This window comes from Mycobacterium sp. E183, from assembly GCF_001667735.1.
Lineage (GTDB): Bacteria > Actinomycetota > Actinomycetes > Mycobacteriales > Mycobacteriaceae > Mycobacterium.
Window position 1 is genome coordinate 50,749 of record NZ_LZJN01000057.1, and the last position, 20,832, is coordinate 71,580.

Here is a 20,832-nt window from a genome sequence, read left to right on the forward strand (position 1 = left end):
CGGCCGCTAGCCCCGTGGGAGGCCGAGCACCCGCTGGGCGATGATGTTGCGCTGGATTTCCGACGTGCCCCCGGCGATCGTCCCGGAAAAGCTGCGGGCGTATCGCTCGAACCAGCTGGCGAAATAATGGTCCAGGTTCATGTGTGCGTACGGCCCGGTCAGCCCGGGGTGCACGAGCCCGTCGGACCCCGCCGACGTCAGCGCGAGCTCCATGCCACGCAGCTCGGCCTCGGACCCGAGCAGCTTGAGCACCGAAATCGCGGCCACGTCGTCTTCACCGCGCGCCGCACGCGCCAACGCCACCGAACCCAACAGCCGCAACGCCTGCTTGTCCATGATCGTGCTGGCGTACTGGTCGCGCTCGACGTCGGTGCTGGGATGAAAGTCGTCGATCATGTTCTCAAGTCGATCGGCGAAACCGAGCCACATCATGGTGCGCTCGTGCCCCAGCGAGCCGTTGGCCACCCGCCATCCCTGGTCGAGCTCACCGACCAGATTCTCCGCCGGCACCCGCACGTCGGTGAAGAAGACCTCGTTGAAGTCCAGATCGTCGGCGCCGCAGATCGACGGGAACGGCCGCCGCACCAGACCCGGGGTGTCGGTGGGGATGATCAGCGCGCTTATTCCCTTGTGTTTCGGCGCATCCGGGTTGGTCCGCACGAAGGTCAGCAGGACGTCGGCGTCGTGGGCGCCCGAGGTCCACACCTTCTGCCCGTTGACCACGAAGTGATCCCCGTCGAGCACCGCGCGGGTGCGCAACGACGCCAGGTCTGAGCCCGCGCTGGGTTCGCTCATCCCGAGCGACGCGGTGATCTCGGCCCGCAGAATCGGCACCGCCCAGCGCCGCTTCTGCTCGTCGCTGCCGAACGACAACAGCGACGCCGCAACGATGTTGACGCCCTGCGGGTTGAAGCTGTGGTAGATCCGGCGGCGGCTGAGTTCCTCGAGGTAGACGAACTGCTGGATGACCGTAGCGTTGCGGCCACCGAACTCCGGCGGCTGGCTCGGCAACAGCCACCCGTTGTCGAACAGCAGCCGCTGCCACCGGCGCGCCCACTGCGGCATGTGCGAAACCGACCGGGGGCGCTCGAGCGTTTCGCTTGCGGCAGGCAGGTTCTCGTCGAGGAAGGCGGAGAACTCGGCGCGGAATTCCTCGACGTCGGTATCAAAAGTCAGCTGCACGGTATTCCTCCGCGATCCGCGCGCGGTGCTCGGCGGCGCCGCCGAGCATCAGCTCACCCGCCTTGGCCCGTTTCAGCGCGAACTGCAGGTCGTTCTCCCACGTGAATCCCATTGCGCCATGCAGCTGTAGGCCGTGCCGGAATACCAGTGACTGGCACTCCCCCGCCGACGCCTTGGCCATCGCCGCCGCCAGCCGGCGGCGGGGATCGTCGGCGGCGATCGTCAGCGCCGCGAAGTACGCCAGCGCCCGTGCGCGTTCCACCGCGACGTGCATGTCGGCGGCCTTGTGCTGGACGGCCTGGAACGAACCGATCGGCACCCCGAATTGCTGTCGGCTGCCGACATGTTCGAGCACCAGGTCGAGGATGCGCTGGCAGGCCCCGACCATGGTGATCGCCAAGCCCGTCAGGGCGATGTGGTGCGCGCGTTCGGAGTCGACGGTGAGCCGTGCGGTGTCCGGCACGCGAACCTCGTTGAATGACAAGTCGGCGACGTGCAGGACGGGGTCGAAGGCCGCGGCGCGCCGCGCTGAGACCTGGTTTGCCCAGATGATGAACACCCCGGCGTCGGTGACCACCGCGAGGCGGTCGACACGGTCGCCGTCGAGGACATGGCGGGCCGTGCCGTCCAAGACCCAACCCTCGGCGTCGCGGTGCGCCGTCACCCCGGCGTGGACGGCGGTGCCCGACTCGTGGGGGTCGAACTGCTCGCCCGCCAACGGTGCGTACTGGCTCATCGTCGCCAGGAACGGGGTGGGATCGGTCGCCCGCCCCAATTCTTCGAGCACGATGGCCAACTCGACGGCGCTTTCGGGATCGCCCAGCTCGGTCCAGCCCTGATCCACGTACGACTTCCACAACGGGGTTGGGTCGACGCCATCCTCGGCCACGCTGCGCACCAGCGACGGCGGACATTGCTTGGCGACAGCGTCGCGGACGGTCTTCTGCCACAGCCGCTGATCGGCATCGAACTCCAACAGCATGAAGGCCGCCTCCTGTCACCGCCGTCGTGCGAGAATATCATTCTCGCACGCGGAAGTAATAATCTCGCAAACGGGTTATGGCGTGCCAGGCCGAGCGCCCGGCTGCCAGGGACCGGTTCGCCGTTCAGCCCGCAGGAGCGGCAAACAGGTCGTCGGCGGGCCGATCCCAGCGGTCGAGCGCCACGAAATCGGCGAGCGGCCGACGGCGCAGCGGCCCATGCCTGCCCTTGGGCCAACCGATCACGACGTGGCCGGCCACCAGCCAGTCCTCCGGTACGCCGATCGCCTCGCGCAGCGGGCGCTCGCCGCCGTAGGACGCCCAACTGGTCAGGCAAGCCCCGAGCCCCTGAGCGCGTGCGGCCAGCAGAAAGTTCTGCATGGCGGGGAAGATCGATCCGCCGAGCAGAAGCTCCGACGCGGTCGGATAGTGCTGCTGGGCGAACAAGACGGAGGTGAACTCGCCGGCCCGGTCGTGCAATTCGTAGGTCGCGCGATAGGTGCGCGCCCGGCGGCTGCGGTCATCGGCGGCGGGGCGGCTCATGCCGTAGACGGGCTCGATCACCTCCAGGGCGCGGGCCGCCGCCTGGGCCACCACCGCGCGAAGCTCGGGTGACCGCAGCACGACGAAGCGCCAGCCCTGGGCGTTCGCGCCCGAGGGCGCCCATCTGGCCGCGTCCAGGCAGCGCACCAGGGTGGCGTCGTCGACCGGCTCGTCGGTGAAGCGCCGGATGGTCCGAGCGGTCGACATGACTTCCCAGATGTCGGAGCTTACTCCGGTCATGGTCTCTCCTCGTTGATTGCCATGCGGGACAGCCGATTCCGGCGACGCTGCAGCCCGGACGGTTTGCCGCGTGGGCCCGCGGAAGCTGGGAGGCGATGCATCGACCCCCGACTGTAGACCGCGCGAAAGTGCGTCGATGCGAGACTGCGCTCAGGCGATGACAGCGCCACGCCGACACGACGAAGGAGAAGACCATTGGATCGCGAAACCTACCAGCGCGGGCTGCACGTGCGCTCCGAGGTGCTCGGCGAGGAGTACGTCAATCGCGCCCTGGCCGAGGCGGACGACTTCACCAAGCCCCTGCAGGACCTCGTCACCGAATACTGCTGGGGCGCAGTGTGGGGTCGTGAAGAGCTGCCCCGCAAGACGCGCAGCATGCTCAACCTGGCGATGATCTCGGTGCTGAATCGGCCGAACGAATTGCGCACGCACGTCAAGGCCGCGCTGACCAACGGCGTCACCCGCGACGAGATTCGCGAGATCTTCCTGCAGGTCGCCATCTACGCCGGCGTGCCGGCCGCGGTGGACAGCTTCCGCATCGCGCGCGAGGCGTTCGCCGGCCTCGAGGACTAGGAGTTCGGCATGGAGGTTGGATTCATCGGGCTGGGAAACATGGGTTTTCCCATCGCGCGCCGCCTGATTCAGCAAGGCCACGACGTCGTCGCCTTCGACACGCGCGGCGCGGCGCTGGAGCGCATCGTCGCCTTGGGTGCGCGGGCCGCGTCGTCTCCGAAAGAGGTCGCCGACGGTGCCGAGACCGTCCTGGCCAGCCTCCCGACACCGACCGCCTCGCTCGAGGTGGCGATGGGCGTGGCCGAGGGCGCACGCATCAAGCGCTATGTCGACTTGTCCACGGTGGGCAGGCGAACGGCAATTCTGGTCCATGGGCAACTCGCGGAACGGGGCATCGCAGGGATCGACAGCCCGGTCAGCGGCGGCGCTGCCGCGGCCGAGAAGGGCGCGCTCGCGGTCATGGTGTCGGGCCCGCGCGCTGAATTCGAGGCCATCCGGCCGATGCTCGAGGCGATCGGCCGGCCCTTCTACGTCGGGGCCAAACCCGGCTCGGCTCAGACGATGAAGCTCGCCAACAACATCCTGGCGGCCAACGTCCTCGCCGCGACCGCGGAGGTCGTGGTGATGGGCGTTAAGGCCGGTCTCGACCCCACCGTGATGATCGAGGTGCTCAACGCCGGCTCGGGCGCGACGAGCGCGAGCCGGGACAAATTCCCCCGCGCGATCCTGCCCCGGACGTTCGATTACGGGTTCGCCACCGGCCTGATGGTCAAGGACGTGCGGCTGTACCTCGACGAGGCGCAGGAGCTCGGCGTGCCGACGGAGGTCGCCGCCACGATCAGCCGGTTGTGGGAGACGGCCGCCGAGGACCAGGGACCCGATGCCGACTTCACGACCGTGATCAAACCGCTGGAGAAGGCGGCCGGGGTGACCGTCGGTCCGTCCCCCGCCTAGCGTCCCTGCCCCGTCGGCAAGGGGCGGACGGCCCTTCTCGATGGGCGGGAGAATGGTATTATCCACATTTAAGAACCATACTTGCACTCAGACTTCGAAAGCGCCTGCTACCAGGGACAACGATTAAACGAAATGCTTACCGGAAACCCCATTGATCGGCCACCGAGAAGAATGTTAGGTTGTCTATCATATGACCCGACCGGGCCCACTTTGGCTGCCCGAGCCGAAGGATGGCTTTCGTGATCGACCACGCTGACGGAACCCGCACGCCTCTTATCGACGCGAGCGTGCACATCTTCTTCCCGTCCAGCAAGGCGCTGCGGAGCGTCTTGCGCGAACCGTTCAAAAGCCGCGGTTTTCCCGACTACGAAATGGACTGGTACGGCGCCCCGGGCGGTGAGTATGCGCCCAACACCGAGGGACCGGATCGGCAGTACCCCGGCTCCGACCCCGAATTCGTTGCCCACGAACTCTTTTCGAAGCGCGGAGTCGACGTGGCGGTCCTGCACCCGATGGGCCGCGGCATCATGCCCGACCGGCACCTGGGCAGCGCGCTGCACGCCGCGCACAACGAGATGATGGTGTCGGACTGGTTGGATTCAGGCGAGTTCGGCGAGCGATTCCGCGGCACGATCCGGGTGAATCCCGACGACATCCCCGGCGCGTTGCGAGAGATCGAGAAGTACCGTGCCCATCCACGCGTCGTCCAGATCGGCGTGCCGCTGCAATCCCGCGAGCTCTACGGCAAGCCGCAGTTCTGGCCGCTGTGGGAGGCCGCGGTCGACGCGGGCCTCCCGGTGGCCGCGCACATCGAGGTGGGCAACGGCATCATGTTCCCGCCCACGCCCTCCGGCAACACCCGCACCTACGAGCAATACGTCAGCTTCATGGCGCTGAATTACATCTACCACCAGATGAACATGATCGCGGAGGGCGTGTTCGAGCGCTTCGACGGCCTGAAGTTCGTCTGGGCCGACGGCGCCGCCGACTTCATCACGCCGTTCATCTGGCGGATGGACACGTTCGGCCGGCCCCACCTGGAGCAGACGCCCTGGGCGCCGCGCATCCCCAGCGATTACCTCCCGGGGCACGTCTATTTCGTCCAGGGCAGCCTCGACGGCCCCGGTGACGTCGATTTCGCCGGCGAATGGTTCGGCTTCACCGGCAAGGACGACATGGTGATGTTCGGCTCGAGTTACCCGCATTGGCAGTTCGGCGACGCCAAAAAGCTGCCAAGGGCGCTCTCCGCCGAGCAGCGCGACAAGGTCTGCTGGCGCAACGCGGCGCGGCTCTACGGCATAGACATCCCCGCCGAAGTGGGCGCACAGTAGAAGCAGGACGTGAGACCGAGGAGTTCCCCATGACGTTGACCCATTCGCAGGAGCGGGTCCCCGCGACCGAGCGCATAGCCGTCCGCTGCGTCGACTCGGACGTCCACCCCGCGCCCAAGCGGGGCGAGCTGGTCCCGTACATCCCGGAGCCCTGGCGCAGCAAGTACTTTCTCAACCGCAACGTGGGTGAGCTGATCTACTACGACGCGCCGGACTACGCGCACTCGTACGCGATGCGCGTGGACTCCTTCCCCGCCAACGGCGAATTCCCGTGCAGCGACCCGGATATGGCGTTCCGCCAACTCATCATGGAGGCGGGCTCCGACATCGCGATCCTGGAGCCGGCCGCCTACCCGGCGCGGCTGCCCGAGGCCCAGCACGCGATGTCGTACGCGCTGAACGACTGGCAGGCCAATCACTGGCTGGACAGCCACAACAATTGGCACGAACGGTGGCGCGGTTCGATCTGCCTCGCCATCGAAGAGCCGGAAGCGTCCGTGCGCGAAATCGAGCGCTGGGCCGGGCATCCGTTCATGGCGCAGATACTGATCAAGGCCGAGCCGAAGCCGTCCTGGGGCCATCCCAAATACGACCCCATCTGGGCCGCGGCCACCAAGCACGACATCACCGTGAGCTGCCACCTGTCGCGCAGCCAGTACGACGAGCTACCGATCCCGCCGGTGGGCTTCCCCAGCTACAACCACGACTTCATGGTGACCTACTCGCTGCTGGCCGCCAATCAGGTGATGAGCCTGATCTTCGACGGCGTCTTCGACCGGTTCCCGTCGCTGCGGATCGTCTTCGTCGAGCACGCATTCAGCTGGATCCTGCCGCTGATGTGGCGCATGGACGCGATCTACGAAGCGCGCAAGTCGTGGGTGGACATCAAGCGCAAGCCGTCGGAGTACGTCAAGGACCACATCAAGTTCACCACCCAACCGCTGGACTACCCCGAGGACAAGACGGAGCTCACCCGCGCACTGGAATGGATGGAGTGCGAGAAGATCTTGCTCTTCTCCTCGGACTACCCGCACTGGACGTTCGACGACCCCCGCTGGTTGGTCAAGCACCTTCCCAAGCACGCCCGCGACGCGGTGATGTACAAGAACGGGATTGCGACCTACCACCTGCCGGAGACCGTCCCGGTCCTCGAGGGTCAGACCCGGGTGCTCTGAGTTGACCGAACAAGCCAAACGGCCCGAGCCCCGTCTCGCCCAGGGCCGCGAGCATGTCGTTGCCACCGTGGACGAGATCCCGCCGGGCAAGCACAAGCTCGTCCCCATCGGCCGGCACGGCGTCGGGGTGTACAACGTCAACGGCAGCTTCTATGCGATCGCGAATTACTGTCCGCACCAAGGCGGTCCGTTGTGCTCGGGCCGCTCGAGGGGGCGCACGATCGTCGACGAAACCGCGCCCGGTGACTCGGTGATGGTGCGCGACATGGAGTACATCTACTGCCCCTGGCACCAATGGGGTTTCGAGCTGGCCACCGGGACGACAGCGGTCAAACCGGAATGGAGTATCCGCACCTACCCGGTGCGCATCGTCGGCAACGACGTTCTGGTGCAGGCCTAACACAGGAGAAATCGCGTGCCTTCTATCGAGATCAACGGGGGAAATGTCGTCTACGAGATCCTCGGTGACTCAGGGGATCTCATCGCGTTGACGCCGGGCGGCCGGTTCAGCAAGGAGATCGAGGGCCTGCGGCCGCTCGCGGACGCGCTGGCCGCCGGCGGCTACCGCGTGCTGCTGTGGGACCGGCCCAACTGCGGCGCTTCCGACGTGCAGTTCTACGGCCAGAGCGAATCACACATGCGCGCCGAGACACTGCACAAGCTGGTGACGGGGCTGGGATTCGAGCGCTGCATCCTCGCCGGGGGATCCGGCGGGGCGCGGGATTCCATGCTGACCACCATGCTCTACCCCGAAATGGTCACCAAGCTGGTGGTGTGGAACATCGTCGGCGGCATCTACGGCACCTTCGTACTCGGCTCCTTCTACATCATCCCGAGCATCCTCGCGGTCCGCGGTACCGGCATGGACGGCGTGGTGAAGGTTGCCGAATGGCGGGACCGCATCGAGCAGAACCCCGACAACAAGCAGCGGTTCCTCGACTTCGACAAAGACGAATTCCTCAAGGTGATGCTGCGCTGGCTGAACGCGTTCGTCTCCAAGCCCGGACAGACGATCCCGGGCGTCGAGGACGAGATGTTCGACCGAATCAAGGTCCCCACGTTGATCATTCGCGGCGGCGAGAACGACATGGATCACCCGAAGCGGACGTCGCTCGAGGTCAGTTGCCTGATCAAGGGATCGAAGCTCATCGACCCGCCGTGGCCGGAGGATGCGTGGGAACGCGCATCCGAGGACCGTGCGGCGGGCCGGGTCCAGCACTTCAACATGTTCGACACGTGGGTACAGGCGGCGCCCCCGATCCTCGAATTCCTGGGCTCGTGATGGCGCTAGACGGTGCGAATGTGGACCTCGCAGTTGAGCGACGCCTCCAGAGCCGTGTGAACGCGGCTCTCCGGGATGCGTTCCAGGTCGGACTCCCGCAGCGTCACGTACACGATGTCGAATCCGTCGTCACCAGGCGTCCGCTCGATGTCGCCCGCGAGCCCGAAGCCGGACAGCACGCCGTGGGCGTCGTCGTCGGTTCCGCGGCTGATGAAGGTGACCACCCCCGGTACCGGCGTGCCGCCGAACACCTTGGCGCACAGGTTCATTGCCACGTGCCTGGCCGCGTCGCCGTCTTCAGCGGCGATCAACAATTCGACTTCGCGGCGCCCCGCGGGCATGGCCACGAGATCGTTCTCGACCACGCCGACGCCCGCTTGCGCCGCGAGCTCAAGGAGCGCCGCCATGCCGTCTCGTAGCTGCGCCGCCGTGGACACGCTTTCCGGGTCGACGTTGACGCGTACCACCGCAGTTCGCACGTGCGCAAGCGTAACCAAGACGATGGCAGGCTGGCCGTGAGCACCGCGCAATCCACCCCCATCGCCACCGCCACCTCCCCCGGCTGCGAACCCCGATTGCTCTTCGGACGAACCGGCCATACACCCGAGGATCTCGCGGCGTATCGAGAGCGCGGCGGATATCGGCCGCTCGCCGACGCCGATGGATTGCTGAGCGAAGTGGAAGTCAGCGGGCTGGTCGGTCGGGGCGGCGCGGCCTTCCCCCTCGCGATCAAGTTGCGCACGGTGCGCGATAACGGCCGCGTTGCCGGCGGCGCCGTGGTCGTCGCGAATGGTGAAGAGGGAGAACCGGCCTCGATCAAAGACCGGTGGCTGCTGCGCAACCGTCCACATCTGGTGCTGGACGGGCTTCGACTAGCCGCGGCGGTCGTGGGTGCCGGCCGCGCCTATGTATATGTGTCCGACCCGGAATCGGCGCACAGCGTCCAGACCGCGCTCGGCGAGCTCGATCCGGACACCGTCGGCGTCACGGTCGGGCTGTTGGCCGTGCAACCCGGGTATGTGGCCGGCGAGGAGACCGCGGCCGTCCGCGCGCTCAACGGCGGCCCGGCCAAGCCGACCGACAAGCCGCCACGCCCCTTCGAATCCGGCGTCGACGAACGGCCCACGCTGGTGAGCAACGTCGAGACGCTGGCCAATCTCCCCTTCCTGCAGGGCCACGGCTCGACGAAGTTCCGCTCGCAGGGCACGTCGATATCCCCGGGCACGTTCCTGGCCACCGTAACCGGCGCCGGCCGGCCGCCGGTGCTCTACGAGCTTCCGCTCGGCCTGCCGTTCACCGAACTCCTCGCGCTGCACGGCGTTTCGCCGGACCAGGTGCGTGGAGCGCTGATGGGCGGCTATTTCGCCGGTCTGCTCAACCGCTCCGTGCTCGAGACAACCCTGGATCACGAGACGATGCGGCGCCTCGGCAGCGGCCTGGGCTGCGGCGCGGTCTCGGTGATCACCGACGACTGCCCCGTCGCGGTCGCGGCGTCGGTGCTGGCCTACTTCGACCGCGAGAACGCCGGCCAATGCGGGTCATGCTTCAACGGAACCGCGGCGATGGCGGCCGTCGCCGGTGCGTTGCGCGACGGCGCCGCAACGGCAGAGGACCTCCAACGGTTGCGCCGCTGGTCGGTGCTGCTGCGTGGGCGGGGCGCCTGCGCGACGCTGGACGCCGCCACGAATGTGGCCGCCAGCCTGCTGGCGCAGTTCCCGGGCGAAGTGACCACGCACCTGGAGGGCACGTGCCCGGCCTGCTTTCGCGGCGCGTTCCGCAGCGACCGCCCCTACGAGGCGGAGGCTGCGAGGCAAGCATGAAAATCCGCTTGGATCGCACGGTTTGCGACGGTTTCGGCATCTGCGCCAAGTACGCGCCCGGATACTTCTCGCTGGACGATTGGGGCTACGCCTCCCTCATCGGCGATGGCACCGTGGCGGAGTCGGACCGCGACGCGGTGATGCGCGCCCTGATGGACTGCCCGGTGCACGCCATCGCGGAAATCGGGGAACGCACCTCGCCCGCCGCGCACCCACCACTCACCGATGCGGAAGATCCGGCCGAGCACCTCAAAACCGAAGAGAACGAGGCGGAGTGGGGATTCACCCGCTGAACGGGGTGCCGCGAAACTTCCTGACCATGGTCTAGGCGGTCTCGACGGAATAAGCTGAACCAGCCAGGATGGCCCATCGGGAGGCACACGATGAGGTGGTTTATTCGTCGCCTGACCGCCGTCATAGCGGTCGCGCTCGCACCGGCGGCCGTCGCGGTGATCGCGACGCCGGGAATCAGCTCGGCGGACTGCGATCGCAACATGTCGTTCAATCCGGCGACGCTCGAGTGCACGCCGCCACCGGTCCTACCGGACTGGTACACACTGCCGCCGCCATACGCGCCGCCATTCGCCGCACAGGACGTGCCGCCGCCACCACCACCGCGGCCATGGTGGTCACCGAACGAACCGATGTGGAATGCCGGCTTTCACCAGTGGGGTACCTATTTCACCGGCGTCTGGGTGCCCTACTGACCGGTCGTCCCGGCGGCGGCCACCGTCCCCGGAAACAAGACCAATACCGTCTCGATCGCACCTGCGTACGAGTGATAACGTAATTCTCCAATTCGTATAACGGTCCTACCAAGCCGCACCCTGGACCCGCTCGATGCGCGGAGGTGACGTGTCAGCAGCACCGGGCCGACCGCTGCCCCTGATCACGCAGGACAACGAGTTCTTTTGGACCTCGGGAGCCGACGGCAGACTGCGCCTGCAGGAGTGCCAGGCCTGCCAATCCCTGATCCATCCGCCCGCGCCGGTGTGCCGGTATTGCCGTTCAACCGATGTCGGGGTGCGAGCGGTCTCCGGCAGGGCAACGCTCGCCGGGTTCACCATCAACGAACGGTTCAGCCTGCCAGGGCTGGCCGCGCCCTACGTCATCGCGCAGGTGGCAATCGCCGAAGATCCGCGGATTCGGTTGACCACCAACATCATCGAGTGCGAGCCCGATCGGCTCGAACTCGGCCAACAGGTCGAGGTTGTCTTCGAACACGTCGAGGACGTGTGGTTTCCATTGTTCCGGCCGGTACACGATGCCGAAGCCGGCCCATTGCCCACCGATGAGATAGCGCCGGAGCGCTTCGGCGAACACGTGCGCCCCATGCTCACCCGGGAGAAGTTCGAAGACAAGGTCGCACTGACCGGGATCGGCATGTCGCCGATCGGTCGCCGGCTGATGCAGCCCCCGTTGGCGCTGACCGTGCAGGCGTGCGAAGCGGCCATCGCCGACGCCGGCCTGACATTCGCCGACATCGACGGCCTGTCCACCTATCCCGGCGCCATCACCGTGGCGGGCATGGGCGAGGGGGGCACCACCGCCCTCGAGGCCGCGCTCGGCATCCGGCCGACTTGGCACAACGGCGCGATGGAAACGTTCGGCCCGGGTGGCTCCCTGATCGCCGCGATGCTTGCGGTCGCCTGCGGGCTGGCCCGGCACGTGCTGTGCTTCCGGACGGTGTGGGAAGCCACCCACGGCGAGCTGATGAAGCAGGGCAAAATCAGCCCGACCCATGGTTCAGCGGGCCGAATGTCCGGCTGGCAGATGCCATTCGGGGCGACTTCCGCGGCGCACACCTTGGCGATGAACGCGCAGCGGCACTTTCACCGCTACGGCACCACTAAAGAGACGCTGGGCTGGATCGCGCTGAATCAGCGGGCCAACGCCGAACTCAACCCGACCGCCATCTACCGCTCGCCGATGACGATGGACGACTACCTCAACGCGCGGCCGATCACCACGCCGTTCGGCCTCTATGACTGCGACGTACCCTGCGACGGCGCGATCGCCGTCATCGTCTCCGCCGTCGACACCGCGCGCGACCTCGCCAAACCACCCGTCCTGGTCGAGGCGGTGGGCACGCAGATCATCGAGCGAATCGACTGGGACCAAAGCACTCTCACCCACGAACCGCAGGTGCTGGGTCAGGCGGCGCACGTGTGGACGAGAACCTCCCTGCGCCCCGACGACGTCGACGTCGCCGAGCTCTACGACGGCTTCACCATGAACTGTTTGTCCTGGATCGAGGCGCTGGGATTCTGCGGAATCGGCGAGGCCAAAGAGTTCCTGGACGGCGGCAAGAACATCGCCCGTGACGGCCTGCTGCCGCTGAACACCCACGGCGGCCAGCTGTCGCACGGGCGCACCCATGGCATGGGCCTCGTCCACGAGGCCATCACCCAGCTGCGCGGGGAGGCCGGCGATCGCCAGGTCGCCGACGCCCGCGTCGGCGTGGTCAGCAGCGGCGGCCTCACCCCCAGCGGGGTGCTCTTACTGCGGGCCGACGCATGAAAACGCCGCGGCCCCGGCTGGTGATCGTCAACGGCGTACCGATGTCGGCGCTGGTCGCCGAGGCCGACGAACCCAAGGCCGTGATCGTGGCGATCCACGGCGGGGGAACCACCGCAATGTATTTCGACTGTCCGGGGCATCCGTCGTATTCGCTGTTGCGGACCGGCGCGGCGGCCGGATTCACCGTGGTGGCGATCGACCGGCCGGGCTACGGCAGCTCCGCGCCCTATCCGGAGGCGATGGCCGAGGGCGATCAGCGCGTCAACCTGGCGTACGGTGCGGTCGAGCGCATCCTCGGTGAACGATCAAGCGGCGCGGGCCTGTTCGTGATGGGGCATTCGGGCGGCTGCGAGCTGACGATGCGGATGGCCGCCGACGAGCGCGGTGCCGATCTGCTCGGCATCGAATTGGCCGGCACCGGTCGGCACTACCACCCCGCCGCCAAGGAGATACTCAAAACGGCGACCCGCGAACGACGTCCACCGGGCATGCGCGAGCTGCTGTGGAGCCCGGAACACCTGTATCCGCCCGAGGTTCTCGGCGGCGCGACGGTGTCCCCTTCTGCGCCTTCGTATGAGGACCAAATGGTGTCGGACTGGGCGCGCCAGACATTCCCGACGCTGGCCCCGGCCGTGCGGGTGCCTGTCCACTTCAGCATCGCCGAACACGAGAAGGTCTGGCAGGCCGACGATTCGGCGGTGCAGCAGATCACCGCGATGTTCTCCGCCGCGCCGCGCTTCACCGTGCACCGGCAGCCCGGGGCGGGACACAACATCAGCCTCGGCCACACCGCCGCGGATTATCACGCGGAGGTCCTCGCGTTCGTCGACGAATGCGTGACGGCATCGGGTTCGGAAGAGGCCACCGGATGAGGGTCGGATTCATCGGCCTGGGCAGTCAGGGCGGCCCCATGGCGAGGCGGATCGTCGAGGGCGGCTACGAGACGACGCTGTGGGCACGCCGACCCGCAACCCTCGAGGCGTTCGCCGACACCGCGGCGAAGATCGCCGAGTCACCGGCCGAGCTCGCCGCGGCCAGCGATCTGGTCTGCCTCTGCGTCGTGGGTGATGCAGACATCGAGGAGATCACGTCGGGTGAGGGCGGCGTGCTGGCCGCGATGAAGCCGGGTGGTGTCATCGCGATCCACAGCACCGTGCATCCCAACACCTGCCGGGGACTGGCGAACCAAGCCGCGGCCAAAGGGATTTCGGTGGTCGACGCGCCCGTGAGCGGGGGCGGGGGAGCCGCGTCCGAAGGGCGCCTGCTGGTGATGGTGGGCGGCGACGCCGACGTCGTCGAGCGGTGCCGCCCGGTCTTCGCCACCTATGCCGATCCGGTCGTGCACCTCGGCGAGCTCGGTTCCGGTCAAACCACGAAGCTGCTCAACAACCTGCTCTTCACCGCCCACCTGGGCACCGCGGCCACCGCGCTCTCACTGGCCGGCGCCCTCGGCGTCGACCCGGACCGTCTCACCGAAGTGGTCTCGCGCAGCAGTGGAAACAGCTTCGCGCTCAACGCCCTTGGCGGCATCGGCGGACTGGACCAGCTTGCCGGGGTGGCCGGGACGCTGCTGCAAAAGGACGTCCGCCTGGTGGTGGACCTGGCCGACCGAGCCGGCGCGAACGGCGGCGCCGTCCTGGACGCGGCCGACGCCGCGCTGGGCCTCATGGGGCATCCGAGGTGAGGGTCGGGTTCGTCGGCGCCGGACGGATGGGCCGCCCCATGGTGGCCCGACTGGTGGCGGCCGGACACGACGTCCGGGCCTTGGGCCGGACCACTGAAAAGCGAAGCGATCTCGAGCAGCTCGGTGCGCGCGCGGTCGGCGACCCGGTCGAGGCGGGTGCACGCGCCGACGTGGTGGTGCTTTGCGTGTTCACCGACGAGCAGGTGCGCGACGTATGCCTGCACGGCGGGCTGCTGTCCGCCATGCCGCCCGGGTCGGCGCTGGTGGTGCACACCACCGCCGGCCCGAACACGATCGACGCGGTCGCCACACAAGCGGAAGGCGTCGACGTCATCGATGCCGCGGTCAGCGGCGGCCCGCACGACGTGGCGGCCGGCCGGCTCACGCTGTTCGTGGGCGGCACGGAGGACGCCGTGGCGCGGGTGCGGGCGGTGCTGGCCTGCTACGGAGACCCGGTTCTCCACGTGGGCCCGCGTGGCTCCGGCCAAAAGGTGAAGCTGGTCAACAACGCGTTGTTCGCGGGCCATATCGGGCTGCTCGCGGAGGCCGTGCGATTGGGTGAGCGACTTGGCGTGCCGGAGGCGACGATGTTGGCCGCCTTGGCGCAGGGCAGCGCAACCAGTCGTGTCCTCGGTCTCGCGGCGGCGGCCGGTTCCGTCGCGTCGTTCATCGAGGTTGCCGGTGAATTCGTCCAGAAGGACGTCAGCGTGGTGCGTGGCATCGCCAGGGAATTCGGCAGCGAACTGGGCGCTCTGGATGACGCGATCAACGCCGTCGGCGTCTCGAACGGGGTTTGAGATGCCAGCGTTTCGGTCTTTCCGGTTCGTCACGAAGGTATTACCGTTACCGTTACAGTCAACGACTCGGCTGTAACGGTTTCAGCCCGCCCTCGCCGCTGAGGAGGATTCAGTGACAAAACCGAAGGTCGTCTTCGATCCGTACTCCGAGGACTACTACAACAATCCGTTCGACATCTATCGACGGATGCGCGAGGACGCGCCGCTGTACTACGACGAAAAAGAGGATTTCTACGCGTTGACCCGCCACGAAGACGTCGCGGCGGCTTTCAAAGACTTCGAGACCTATTCCTCGGCACGCGGCTGCGACCTGGCGATGGTGCGCCGGGGCATCTCGCCCGAGCAGAAGTCGATCATCTTCATGGATCCGCCCGAGCATCGCCACATGCGCAGCCTGCTCAACAAGGCGTTCACCCCGCGGGCGATCCAATCGCAGCGGGACACCGTCATCGAGGTGATCGACAAGTACCTGGGCGCCGCCGACCCGGAGAATTTCGACGTGGTCCAGGACTTCTCCGGGCCGTTCCCGGTGGAAGTCATCACCAGGATGGCCGGGGTTCCGGAGGAATACCGCCAGCAGGTGCGCCACTGGATCGACACCAGCCTGTCCCACGAACCCGGCCAGATCGAGATCAGCGAAGCCGGCATGCAGGCCAACATCGACACGGCGATGTACTACTTCAGCCTGGTGCAGGAGCGCCGCCAGGAACCGCAGGACGACATGATCAGCCGCCTGATCGCGGCCGAGGTCCCGGGCGAGGACGGCCAGCTACGCAAGCTCGACGACATCGAGATCTGCGGGTTCGCGACCCTTTTGGGCGGAGCGGGCGCCGAGACCGTCACCAAGCTGCTCGGCAACGCGGCGGTGATCTTCGCCCGTCACCCGGACCAGTGGCAGAAGCTACAGGAGGATCGCGACAAGATCCCGGGCGCGGTGGAGGAGCTGCTGCGCTACGAGGGGCCGGTGCAGTACAACGTCCGCTACACGCTCAAAGAGGCGCACGTCAGCGGTGGCGTGATCCCTCCGGGCAAGCCGGTGTTTCTCTGTGGCGCGGCAGCCAACCGCGATCCGGAGGCCTTCACCGACGCCGACACGTTCGACATCGAGCGTGACCAGACCGAGGCCCAGCACCTTGGCCTCGGGTATGGGATTCACAGCTGCCTCGGCGCCGCGCTGGCACGCATGGAAAGCAGGATCGCGCTCGAGCGGCTCCTCGACTTCATGCCGCGCTACGAGGTGGACTGGGCGGGCTGCAAACGGGTAACCATGCAAAACGTCGCGGGCTGGAAGAACGTGCCCGTCAAGGTGCTTCGGTAAGGGGGTTGCGGTGACGAAGAAGATCGAAGTCGATTGGGGGCTCTGCGAGAGCAACGGCGTCTGCATGGGCATCAACCCGGAGATCTTTCTCCTCGGCGACGACGACATGCTGACCGTCTTGCAGGAGGAAGTCACCCCGGAGAACGAACACGACGTTCGTGAGGCCGTTCGTCAGTGCCCGCGGCAGGCCATTTCGATTGTGGGCGAGTAGCGATCAGAATCCGGAAAGGATGACGGCGTTGCAGTCCGCCGCTTCCTGCCGAAGTTTCGCCGCCTTCTGGTAGCCCTCGGACTCGTACCACGCGCGGGCCGCGTCCACCGATTCGAATTCCAGCACGACGGTCTGGTCGCCGTGCCAGCTGCCCTCGATCACCTGGGGAGCCGCGTCCACCGCCAGAATGGTGGCCCCGGCCATCGCCGAACCGGCCGCCTGCGCATAGGCCTTCATACCCTCCGGATCCTTGATGGCTTCCGTGAGGATGACGTACCCTTTCGCCACTGAATCTCCTTGACTGGATTAGGTTTTGCTGATCGCCTGCTCGGGACAGCACTCGATGGCCTCTTGGGTGGCCGCTTCGAATTCCGTTGGGACGTCGGATGCTATCGCCTCGGCGTAGCCGTCGTCGGTGAGGCTGAAGACTTCTGGGCACAGCGTCGTGCAGACGCCGTGGCCGCGGCAGCGCTGGTCGTCGACGGTGACTTTCATGTCCGCGTGAACTCCAGGTGCAGCTCGGTCAGGCCGCGCAGGATGTAAGTCGGAACGTATTGGTAGCGGCGGTCATTCGCCGGGCCGTGCGCCTTCTCGTCGATCCGGATATCCGACGTCCGGTCGAGCAGGCGCTCGATCGCCACCCGTGTTTCGGCGCGGGCCAGCGGGGCGCCGGGGCAACTGTGGATGCCGCGCCCGAACGAGATGTGCTGACGGGCGTTCTTGCGGGCCGGGTCGAAGGTGGCGGGATCGTCGAACCGGCGGGGGTCGCGGTTGGCGGCCGCCTGCACGACCATCACGGTGGTTCCCGCCGGCAGGTCGACGCCCCCGACGTTGGCGGGCACCCGGTTCAATCGGAAGTCGCCCTTGACCGGGCTCTCGTGCCGCAACGACTCCTCGATGAAGTTGGGGATCAGGCTCCGGTCCTTGCGCAACTGAGCCTGAATGTCCGGCCGCTCCCCGAGGGTCTGCAGGGCCGCGCCAAGCAGCCTGACGGTGGTCTCCTGGCCCGCCGAGAAGACGTTGCTGGCGACGCGGGCCACGTCTTCGACGTCGGGCGTCGAGCCGTCCGGGTAGGTGGCGGTGGCCAGCCCGGTCAGCACGTCGTCGCGCGGCTCGCGCCTGCGGTCACGGACATAGTCGGAGAAGAGACCGTAGAGGAATTCCAGCGGGCTGTGCGCCAGCGAGCCCTTGGTGCCCCCGACGCCGCCACCGGAATGGTCGCGGATCCCCTTGACGAACTTGTCGCGATCCTCCTCGGGCACGCCGAGCAGGTCGGCGATGACCAGCAGCGTGAACGGGCCGGCGAAGCCCTTGATCCAGTCGCCGTGCCCTGGCGCGAGGAACGTGTCGAGTACCTGGTCGGCGAGCACCCACATGGCGTCCTCGTTCTCCTTGAGGCGCTTCGGGGTGATCAGCCGCATCAGCAGCGAGCGGTGGTTGGTGTGGGTCGGCGGATCGAGGGTGGGCAGCTGGTCGCTGAACGGCAACTCGTCGCGGTGCTTTTCGATCAGCTCGGTGATGTCGTCACCCTCCAGAGGCACCGGGAAGCCGGGAAACGGACCGGTCACCGAGATGCAGGAGGACCACGTCTCGGCGTCGTTGAGGACCGCGCAAGCCTCGTCCCAACCGGTGATCATCGTGACGTCGTGATGGGGTTCGCGCGTCACCGGGCACTGGCGGCGCAGCGCCTCGTAGTAGGGGTACGGGTCCTCGATGAGCTCGCTGCCGCGGAAGAAGTCCAACTCGGAGAATTCGTTCGCCATCTCCTGCTCCTTGAATCTCGGCTAGTGAGAACGTGCCTCTCGCAGATGAGTATTACATTTCCATACGGCCTGGTGGTCGTCAACGAGGGGGCATCGGAGCGGGCGCGGGCGCCGACTGCCCGTCAGCCGGCGGGGATCAGGTCGGCGGCCACCGATGGCCATGCGAGCAGCCCGCTGCGGAAGGTTTCGACCTGACCGATCGAGCTGTCCGGGAGAGCGGCGGCGGCCAGGGCCTGGGCCTTGAACGTGCGGGCGGCCATGCTCAGCCGGTGCTGCACCAGGCCAACGCTGTCGTCGAGTTCGGCGGGCCACGTCTCCCCCCACAGCGTGACCTCGGTGACCCCGTGGTCCAGGGCCTGCAGCACCCCTTGCCGTACCCGCGAGTCGCATCCGAACAGGTCAGCCGCGGCGGCCAGGGCCTGGGGACGAGGACGCGACTCCACCGACGCCAAAGCGTCTTCGAGGTCGACCACCCGGGCGCCCAGGATCTCCAGCGGCCGGTCGTCGGCGTGGCCGGCCAGGTCGGCCAGCAGCACGGTGACGTCCCACCCCGCCATCGCCCGGTCGAAGAGCCAGCCGCCGGCGAACCGCACCACGTCGACCGCGGTGCCCGCGACCACGTCGAGCCGGTATCTCATGTCCTCGCGCGGCCCTTCTACGGGGCGAAGTCCCGCGCCAGCGTCTCGGCGTACTGCTTGAACACCTCGGTTAGCGGTATCGATGGATCGAGCAACCATGTGGTTTCCATTCCGTGGACGAAGGCGAGAATCTCTACCGCCTTGACGGCGGGGTCGACGTCCGCCCGGTACCGGCCATCGGCCTGCCCGCGGCGGATGAGGTCGGCGACGATGTCGGTCGCGGCGCGGTGCCGGGCCAGCATCCGGTCGTGCAGTGGAGCGTCGGGCAGGATGTTCTCCACCAGCAACACCGTGAACGTTCCGACGAGTTCGGGTGCCCGGCTGAACCGGTCGGCGACCTGCGCGATCTGGGCGAAGAGATCACCGGTCCGGTCGGCGTGCAGGTCGTCGTCGAGGTCGCGGGCGTCGAGGACGGCATGCAGCAGCTGCTCTTTGGACTCGAAGTGATGCAGCAATCCCGCGGGGGTGACCCCGGCCTCGCCGGCGATCTGGGCCAGGGTCGTGCTGCGCCAGCCGTTGCGGGTGAGCAGCCGTTGCGCGACGTCGAGGATCCGCTGCTTGCGGTCCTCACCTTTGGCGAGCAACGTGTCGTAACGCCGTGCGTCGGGCACCGGACTCCTTCGGCCGATCGGCGGGCGGAACCAACCTAGTGAACACACAGTAGGTTAGTTCGGCCGCTGCGACAAGGGTCACGCAGGAGACCTTTTTCGGCGCGCGGCGGCGCCTTCGCTAGCGGACCAGCTCGACCAGGGTGGCGTTGGCGGTCCCGCCACCCTCGCACATGGTCTGCAGCCCGTAGCGGATTCCGTTGGCGCGCATATGGTGCGCCATCCGCGTCATCAACACGGCCCCGGATGCGCCCAGCGGGTGCCCCAGAGCGATGGCGCCGCCGAGCGGGTTCACCCGCTCGGGTTCGGCCCCCGTCTCGGCGAGCCAGGCGAGCGGCACCGGCGCGAAGGCCTCGTTCACCTCGAACGCGCCCACCTCGGAGAGTGGGACCCCGGCCTTCTTCAGCACCTTTTCGGTCGCAGGGATGGGCCCGGTGAGCATGAGGACGGGATCGGCGCCGGTCACCGCGCCGGCCAGATACCGCACCAACGGGGTGAGCCCCAGTTCGACCGCCATCTCCGCGGTCGTCACCAGCAGCGCGGCGGCGCCGTCGGAGATCTGCGAGGAGTTGCCCGCGTGGATGACGCCGTCTTCGGTGAAGGCGGGCTTGAGTCCGCTGAGTTTCTCGACCGTGGTCCCCCGCCGCACTCCCTCGTCGGCGGCGACGACCGTGTCGTCGCCGGTGAACACCGGCACGATCTGGTCGGTGAACGCGCCGGCGTCCTGGGCCGCCGCGGCCCGTTCGTGGGATTGCGCGGAGTACTCGTCGAGCCGGGTGCGGGAAAAACCCCACTTCTTGGCGATCATCTCCGCCGACAGGCCCTGGTTGAAGGAGAAGTCGTCGTAGCGGGCGAGAACCTTGGGGCCGTACGGCATGCCGGTCGCCCGGGCCGAGCCGAGCGGGACGCGGCTCATGACCTCGACACCGCCTGCGACCACGACGTCCTGTTGGCCGGACATGACCGCCTGCACGGCGAAGTCGAGCGCCTGCTGGCTCGAGCCGCACGCGCGGTTCACGGTGGTCCCGGGGATGGTCTCCGGCCAGCCGGCGGCCAGGACCGCGTAGCGGCCGATGTTGCTGGACTGGTCGCCGACCTGGGACACACATCCCCAGATCACGTCGTCGACCATCTCCGGGCCGACTCCCGTGCGTTCCAGCAGTTCGTTGAGGACGACGGCCGACAGGTCCGCGGCGTGCATCCCGGCCAGGCCGCCGTTGCGCTTGCCCACCGCGGTGCGCACGGCTTCGACGATGACTGTTTCCCGCATTTC

The 20,832-nt window shown here is 67.5% G+C and carries 25 protein-coding genes; 15 read left to right on the plus strand and 10 right to left on the minus strand.

Going from position 1 to position 20,832, the window contains the following annotated elements:
• Window positions 1–6 precede the first annotated feature (6 nt).
• From A5691_RS05745 to A5691_RS05755, 3 genes are all read right to left on the minus strand, one after another.
• Entirely contained in the window at window positions 7–1,182 is a 1,176-nt protein-coding gene (locus A5691_RS05745) for an acyl-CoA dehydrogenase family protein (RefSeq protein WP_067753260.1), read from the minus strand.
• Complete coding sequence (locus tag A5691_RS05750) at window positions 1,166–2,164, minus strand: acyl-CoA dehydrogenase family protein (RefSeq protein WP_067753257.1); 999 nt, start codon at window positions 2,162–2,164, stop codon at window positions 1,166–1,168. Before A5691_RS05750 ends, A5691_RS05745 begins: the two co-directional genes overlap by 17 nt.
• 124 nt (window positions 2,165–2,288) lie before the next feature.
• The gene (locus A5691_RS05755; protein ID WP_067753254.1) at window positions 2,289–2,945 is read right to left on the minus strand and encodes a nitroreductase family protein; all 657 of its coding nucleotides are present in this window, start codon (window positions 2,943–2,945) and stop codon (window positions 2,289–2,291) included.
• Window positions 2,946–3,140: 195 nt separating this feature from the next.
• Between A5691_RS05755 and A5691_RS05760 the strand changes: the two genes are divergently transcribed.
• From A5691_RS05760 to A5691_RS05785, 6 genes are all read left to right on the plus strand, one after another.
• On the plus strand, window positions 3,141–3,518 hold the full coding sequence (locus tag A5691_RS05760; RefSeq protein ID WP_067753252.1) for a carboxymuconolactone decarboxylase family protein: 378 nt from the start codon (window positions 3,141–3,143) through the stop codon (window positions 3,516–3,518).
• A 9-nt stretch (window positions 3,519–3,527) separates the two neighbouring features.
• The gene (locus A5691_RS05765) at window positions 3,528–4,412 is read left to right on the plus strand and encodes an NAD(P)-dependent oxidoreductase (protein WP_068016697.1); all 885 of its coding nucleotides are present in this window, start codon (window positions 3,528–3,530) and stop codon (window positions 4,410–4,412) included.
• A gap of 239 nt (window positions 4,413–4,651) precedes the next feature.
• Window positions 4,652–5,743 carry an amidohydrolase family protein gene (locus tag A5691_RS05770; protein ID WP_068266467.1) on the plus strand — a complete coding sequence of 364 codons (1,092 nt, stop codon included), beginning with the start codon at window positions 4,652–4,654 and terminating at the stop codon, window positions 5,741–5,743.
• Between the two features lie 29 nt (window positions 5,744–5,772).
• On the plus strand, window positions 5,773–6,918 hold the full coding sequence (locus A5691_RS05775) for an amidohydrolase family protein (RefSeq protein WP_067760130.1): 1,146 nt from the start codon (window positions 5,773–5,775) through the stop codon (window positions 6,916–6,918).
• 1 nt (window position 6,919) lies between these two features.
• Window positions 6,920–7,318 carry a Rieske 2Fe-2S domain-containing protein gene (locus tag A5691_RS05780; RefSeq protein ID WP_067760133.1) on the plus strand — a complete coding sequence of 133 codons (399 nt, stop codon included), beginning with the start codon at window positions 6,920–6,922 and terminating at the stop codon, window positions 7,316–7,318.
• Window positions 7,319–7,333: 15 nt separating this feature from the next.
• The gene (locus A5691_RS05785; protein ID WP_067760135.1) at window positions 7,334–8,200 is read left to right on the plus strand and encodes an alpha/beta fold hydrolase; all 867 of its coding nucleotides are present in this window, start codon (window positions 7,334–7,336) and stop codon (window positions 8,198–8,200) included.
• Between the two features lie 5 nt (window positions 8,201–8,205).
• Here A5691_RS05785 and A5691_RS05790 read toward each other — a convergent pair whose 3' ends face one another.
• Window positions 8,206–8,667: a hypothetical protein gene (locus A5691_RS05790; protein WP_082950157.1), complete on the minus strand. Its 462-nt coding sequence runs from the start codon at window positions 8,665–8,667 to the stop codon at window positions 8,206–8,208.
• Between the two features lie 48 nt (window positions 8,668–8,715).
• On the opposite strand from A5691_RS05790, the gene A5691_RS05795 reads away from it, so the two are divergent.
• From A5691_RS05795 to A5691_RS05835, 9 genes are all read left to right on the plus strand, one after another.
• Window positions 8,716–10,020, plus strand: a complete 1,305-nt coding sequence (locus A5691_RS05795; RefSeq protein WP_068017886.1) for an NADH-ubiquinone oxidoreductase-F iron-sulfur binding region domain-containing protein — start codon at window positions 8,716–8,718, stop codon at window positions 10,018–10,020.
• Window positions 10,017–10,313 (plus strand): ferredoxin, encoded by a 297-nt coding sequence (locus tag A5691_RS05800; RefSeq protein WP_067760141.1) that lies wholly within the window; start codon window positions 10,017–10,019, stop codon window positions 10,311–10,313. Before A5691_RS05795 ends, A5691_RS05800 begins: the two co-directional genes overlap by 4 nt.
• A gap of 90 nt (window positions 10,314–10,403) precedes the next feature.
• A complete protein-coding gene (locus tag A5691_RS05805; RefSeq protein WP_067760143.1) occupies window positions 10,404–10,727 on the plus strand; it encodes a hypothetical protein in 324 nt (107 codons plus the stop codon).
• Between the two features lie 133 nt (window positions 10,728–10,860).
• Window positions 10,861–12,540, plus strand: a complete 1,680-nt coding sequence (locus A5691_RS05810; RefSeq protein WP_197508492.1) for an OB-fold domain-containing protein — start codon at window positions 10,861–10,863, stop codon at window positions 12,538–12,540.
• Window positions 12,537–13,412 carry an alpha/beta hydrolase gene (locus A5691_RS05815; RefSeq protein WP_068266464.1) on the plus strand — a complete coding sequence of 292 codons (876 nt, stop codon included), beginning with the start codon at window positions 12,537–12,539 and terminating at the stop codon, window positions 13,410–13,412. The genes A5691_RS05810 and A5691_RS05815 overlap by 4 nt, the downstream gene beginning before the upstream one ends.
• Window positions 13,409–14,224: an NAD(P)-dependent oxidoreductase gene (locus A5691_RS05820; protein WP_067758441.1), complete on the plus strand. Its 816-nt coding sequence runs from the start codon at window positions 13,409–13,411 to the stop codon at window positions 14,222–14,224. Before A5691_RS05815 ends, A5691_RS05820 begins: the two co-directional genes overlap by 4 nt.
• Window positions 14,221–15,021, plus strand: a complete 801-nt coding sequence (locus tag A5691_RS05825; protein WP_082950158.1) for an NAD(P)-dependent oxidoreductase — start codon at window positions 14,221–14,223, stop codon at window positions 15,019–15,021. Before A5691_RS05820 ends, A5691_RS05825 begins: the two co-directional genes overlap by 4 nt.
• A 112-nt stretch (window positions 15,022–15,133) precedes the next feature.
• Window positions 15,134–16,339: a cytochrome P450 gene (locus tag A5691_RS05830; RefSeq protein ID WP_067758435.1), complete on the plus strand. Its 1,206-nt coding sequence runs from the start codon at window positions 15,134–15,136 to the stop codon at window positions 16,337–16,339.
• A gap of 10 nt (window positions 16,340–16,349) precedes the next feature.
• Window positions 16,350–16,550: a ferredoxin gene (locus A5691_RS05835; protein ID WP_007168596.1), complete on the plus strand. Its 201-nt coding sequence runs from the start codon at window positions 16,350–16,352 to the stop codon at window positions 16,548–16,550.
• Window positions 16,551–16,553: 3 nt separating this feature from the next.
• On the opposite strand, the gene A5691_RS05840 is transcribed toward A5691_RS05835, so the two are convergent.
• From A5691_RS05840 to A5691_RS05865, 6 genes are all read right to left on the minus strand, one after another.
• Window positions 16,554–16,787: a DUF1330 domain-containing protein gene (locus A5691_RS05840; protein ID WP_231969117.1), complete on the minus strand. Its 234-nt coding sequence runs from the start codon at window positions 16,785–16,787 to the stop codon at window positions 16,554–16,556.
• A gap of 69 nt (window positions 16,788–16,856) precedes the next feature.
• Window positions 16,857–17,045, minus strand: a complete 189-nt coding sequence (locus A5691_RS05845) for a ferredoxin (protein ID WP_067758425.1) — start codon at window positions 17,043–17,045, stop codon at window positions 16,857–16,859.
• Window positions 17,042–18,313, minus strand: a complete 1,272-nt coding sequence (locus A5691_RS05850; RefSeq protein WP_067758423.1) for a cytochrome P450 — start codon at window positions 18,311–18,313, stop codon at window positions 17,042–17,044. Before A5691_RS05850 ends, A5691_RS05845 begins: the two co-directional genes overlap by 4 nt.
• Window positions 18,314–18,435: 122 nt before the next feature.
• Complete coding sequence (locus A5691_RS05855; protein WP_067758420.1) at window positions 18,436–18,951, minus strand: hypothetical protein; 516 nt, start codon at window positions 18,949–18,951, stop codon at window positions 18,436–18,438.
• Between the two features lie 17 nt (window positions 18,952–18,968).
• Complete coding sequence (locus A5691_RS05860) at window positions 18,969–19,562, minus strand: TetR/AcrR family transcriptional regulator (protein WP_067758417.1); 594 nt, start codon at window positions 19,560–19,562, stop codon at window positions 18,969–18,971.
• 118 nt (window positions 19,563–19,680) lie between these two features.
• Window positions 19,681–20,829, minus strand: coding sequence for a thiolase family protein (locus A5691_RS05865; RefSeq protein ID WP_067758413.1), 1,149 nt, complete (start codon window positions 20,827–20,829; stop codon window positions 19,681–19,683).
• Window positions 20,830–20,832 lie beyond the last annotated feature (3 nt).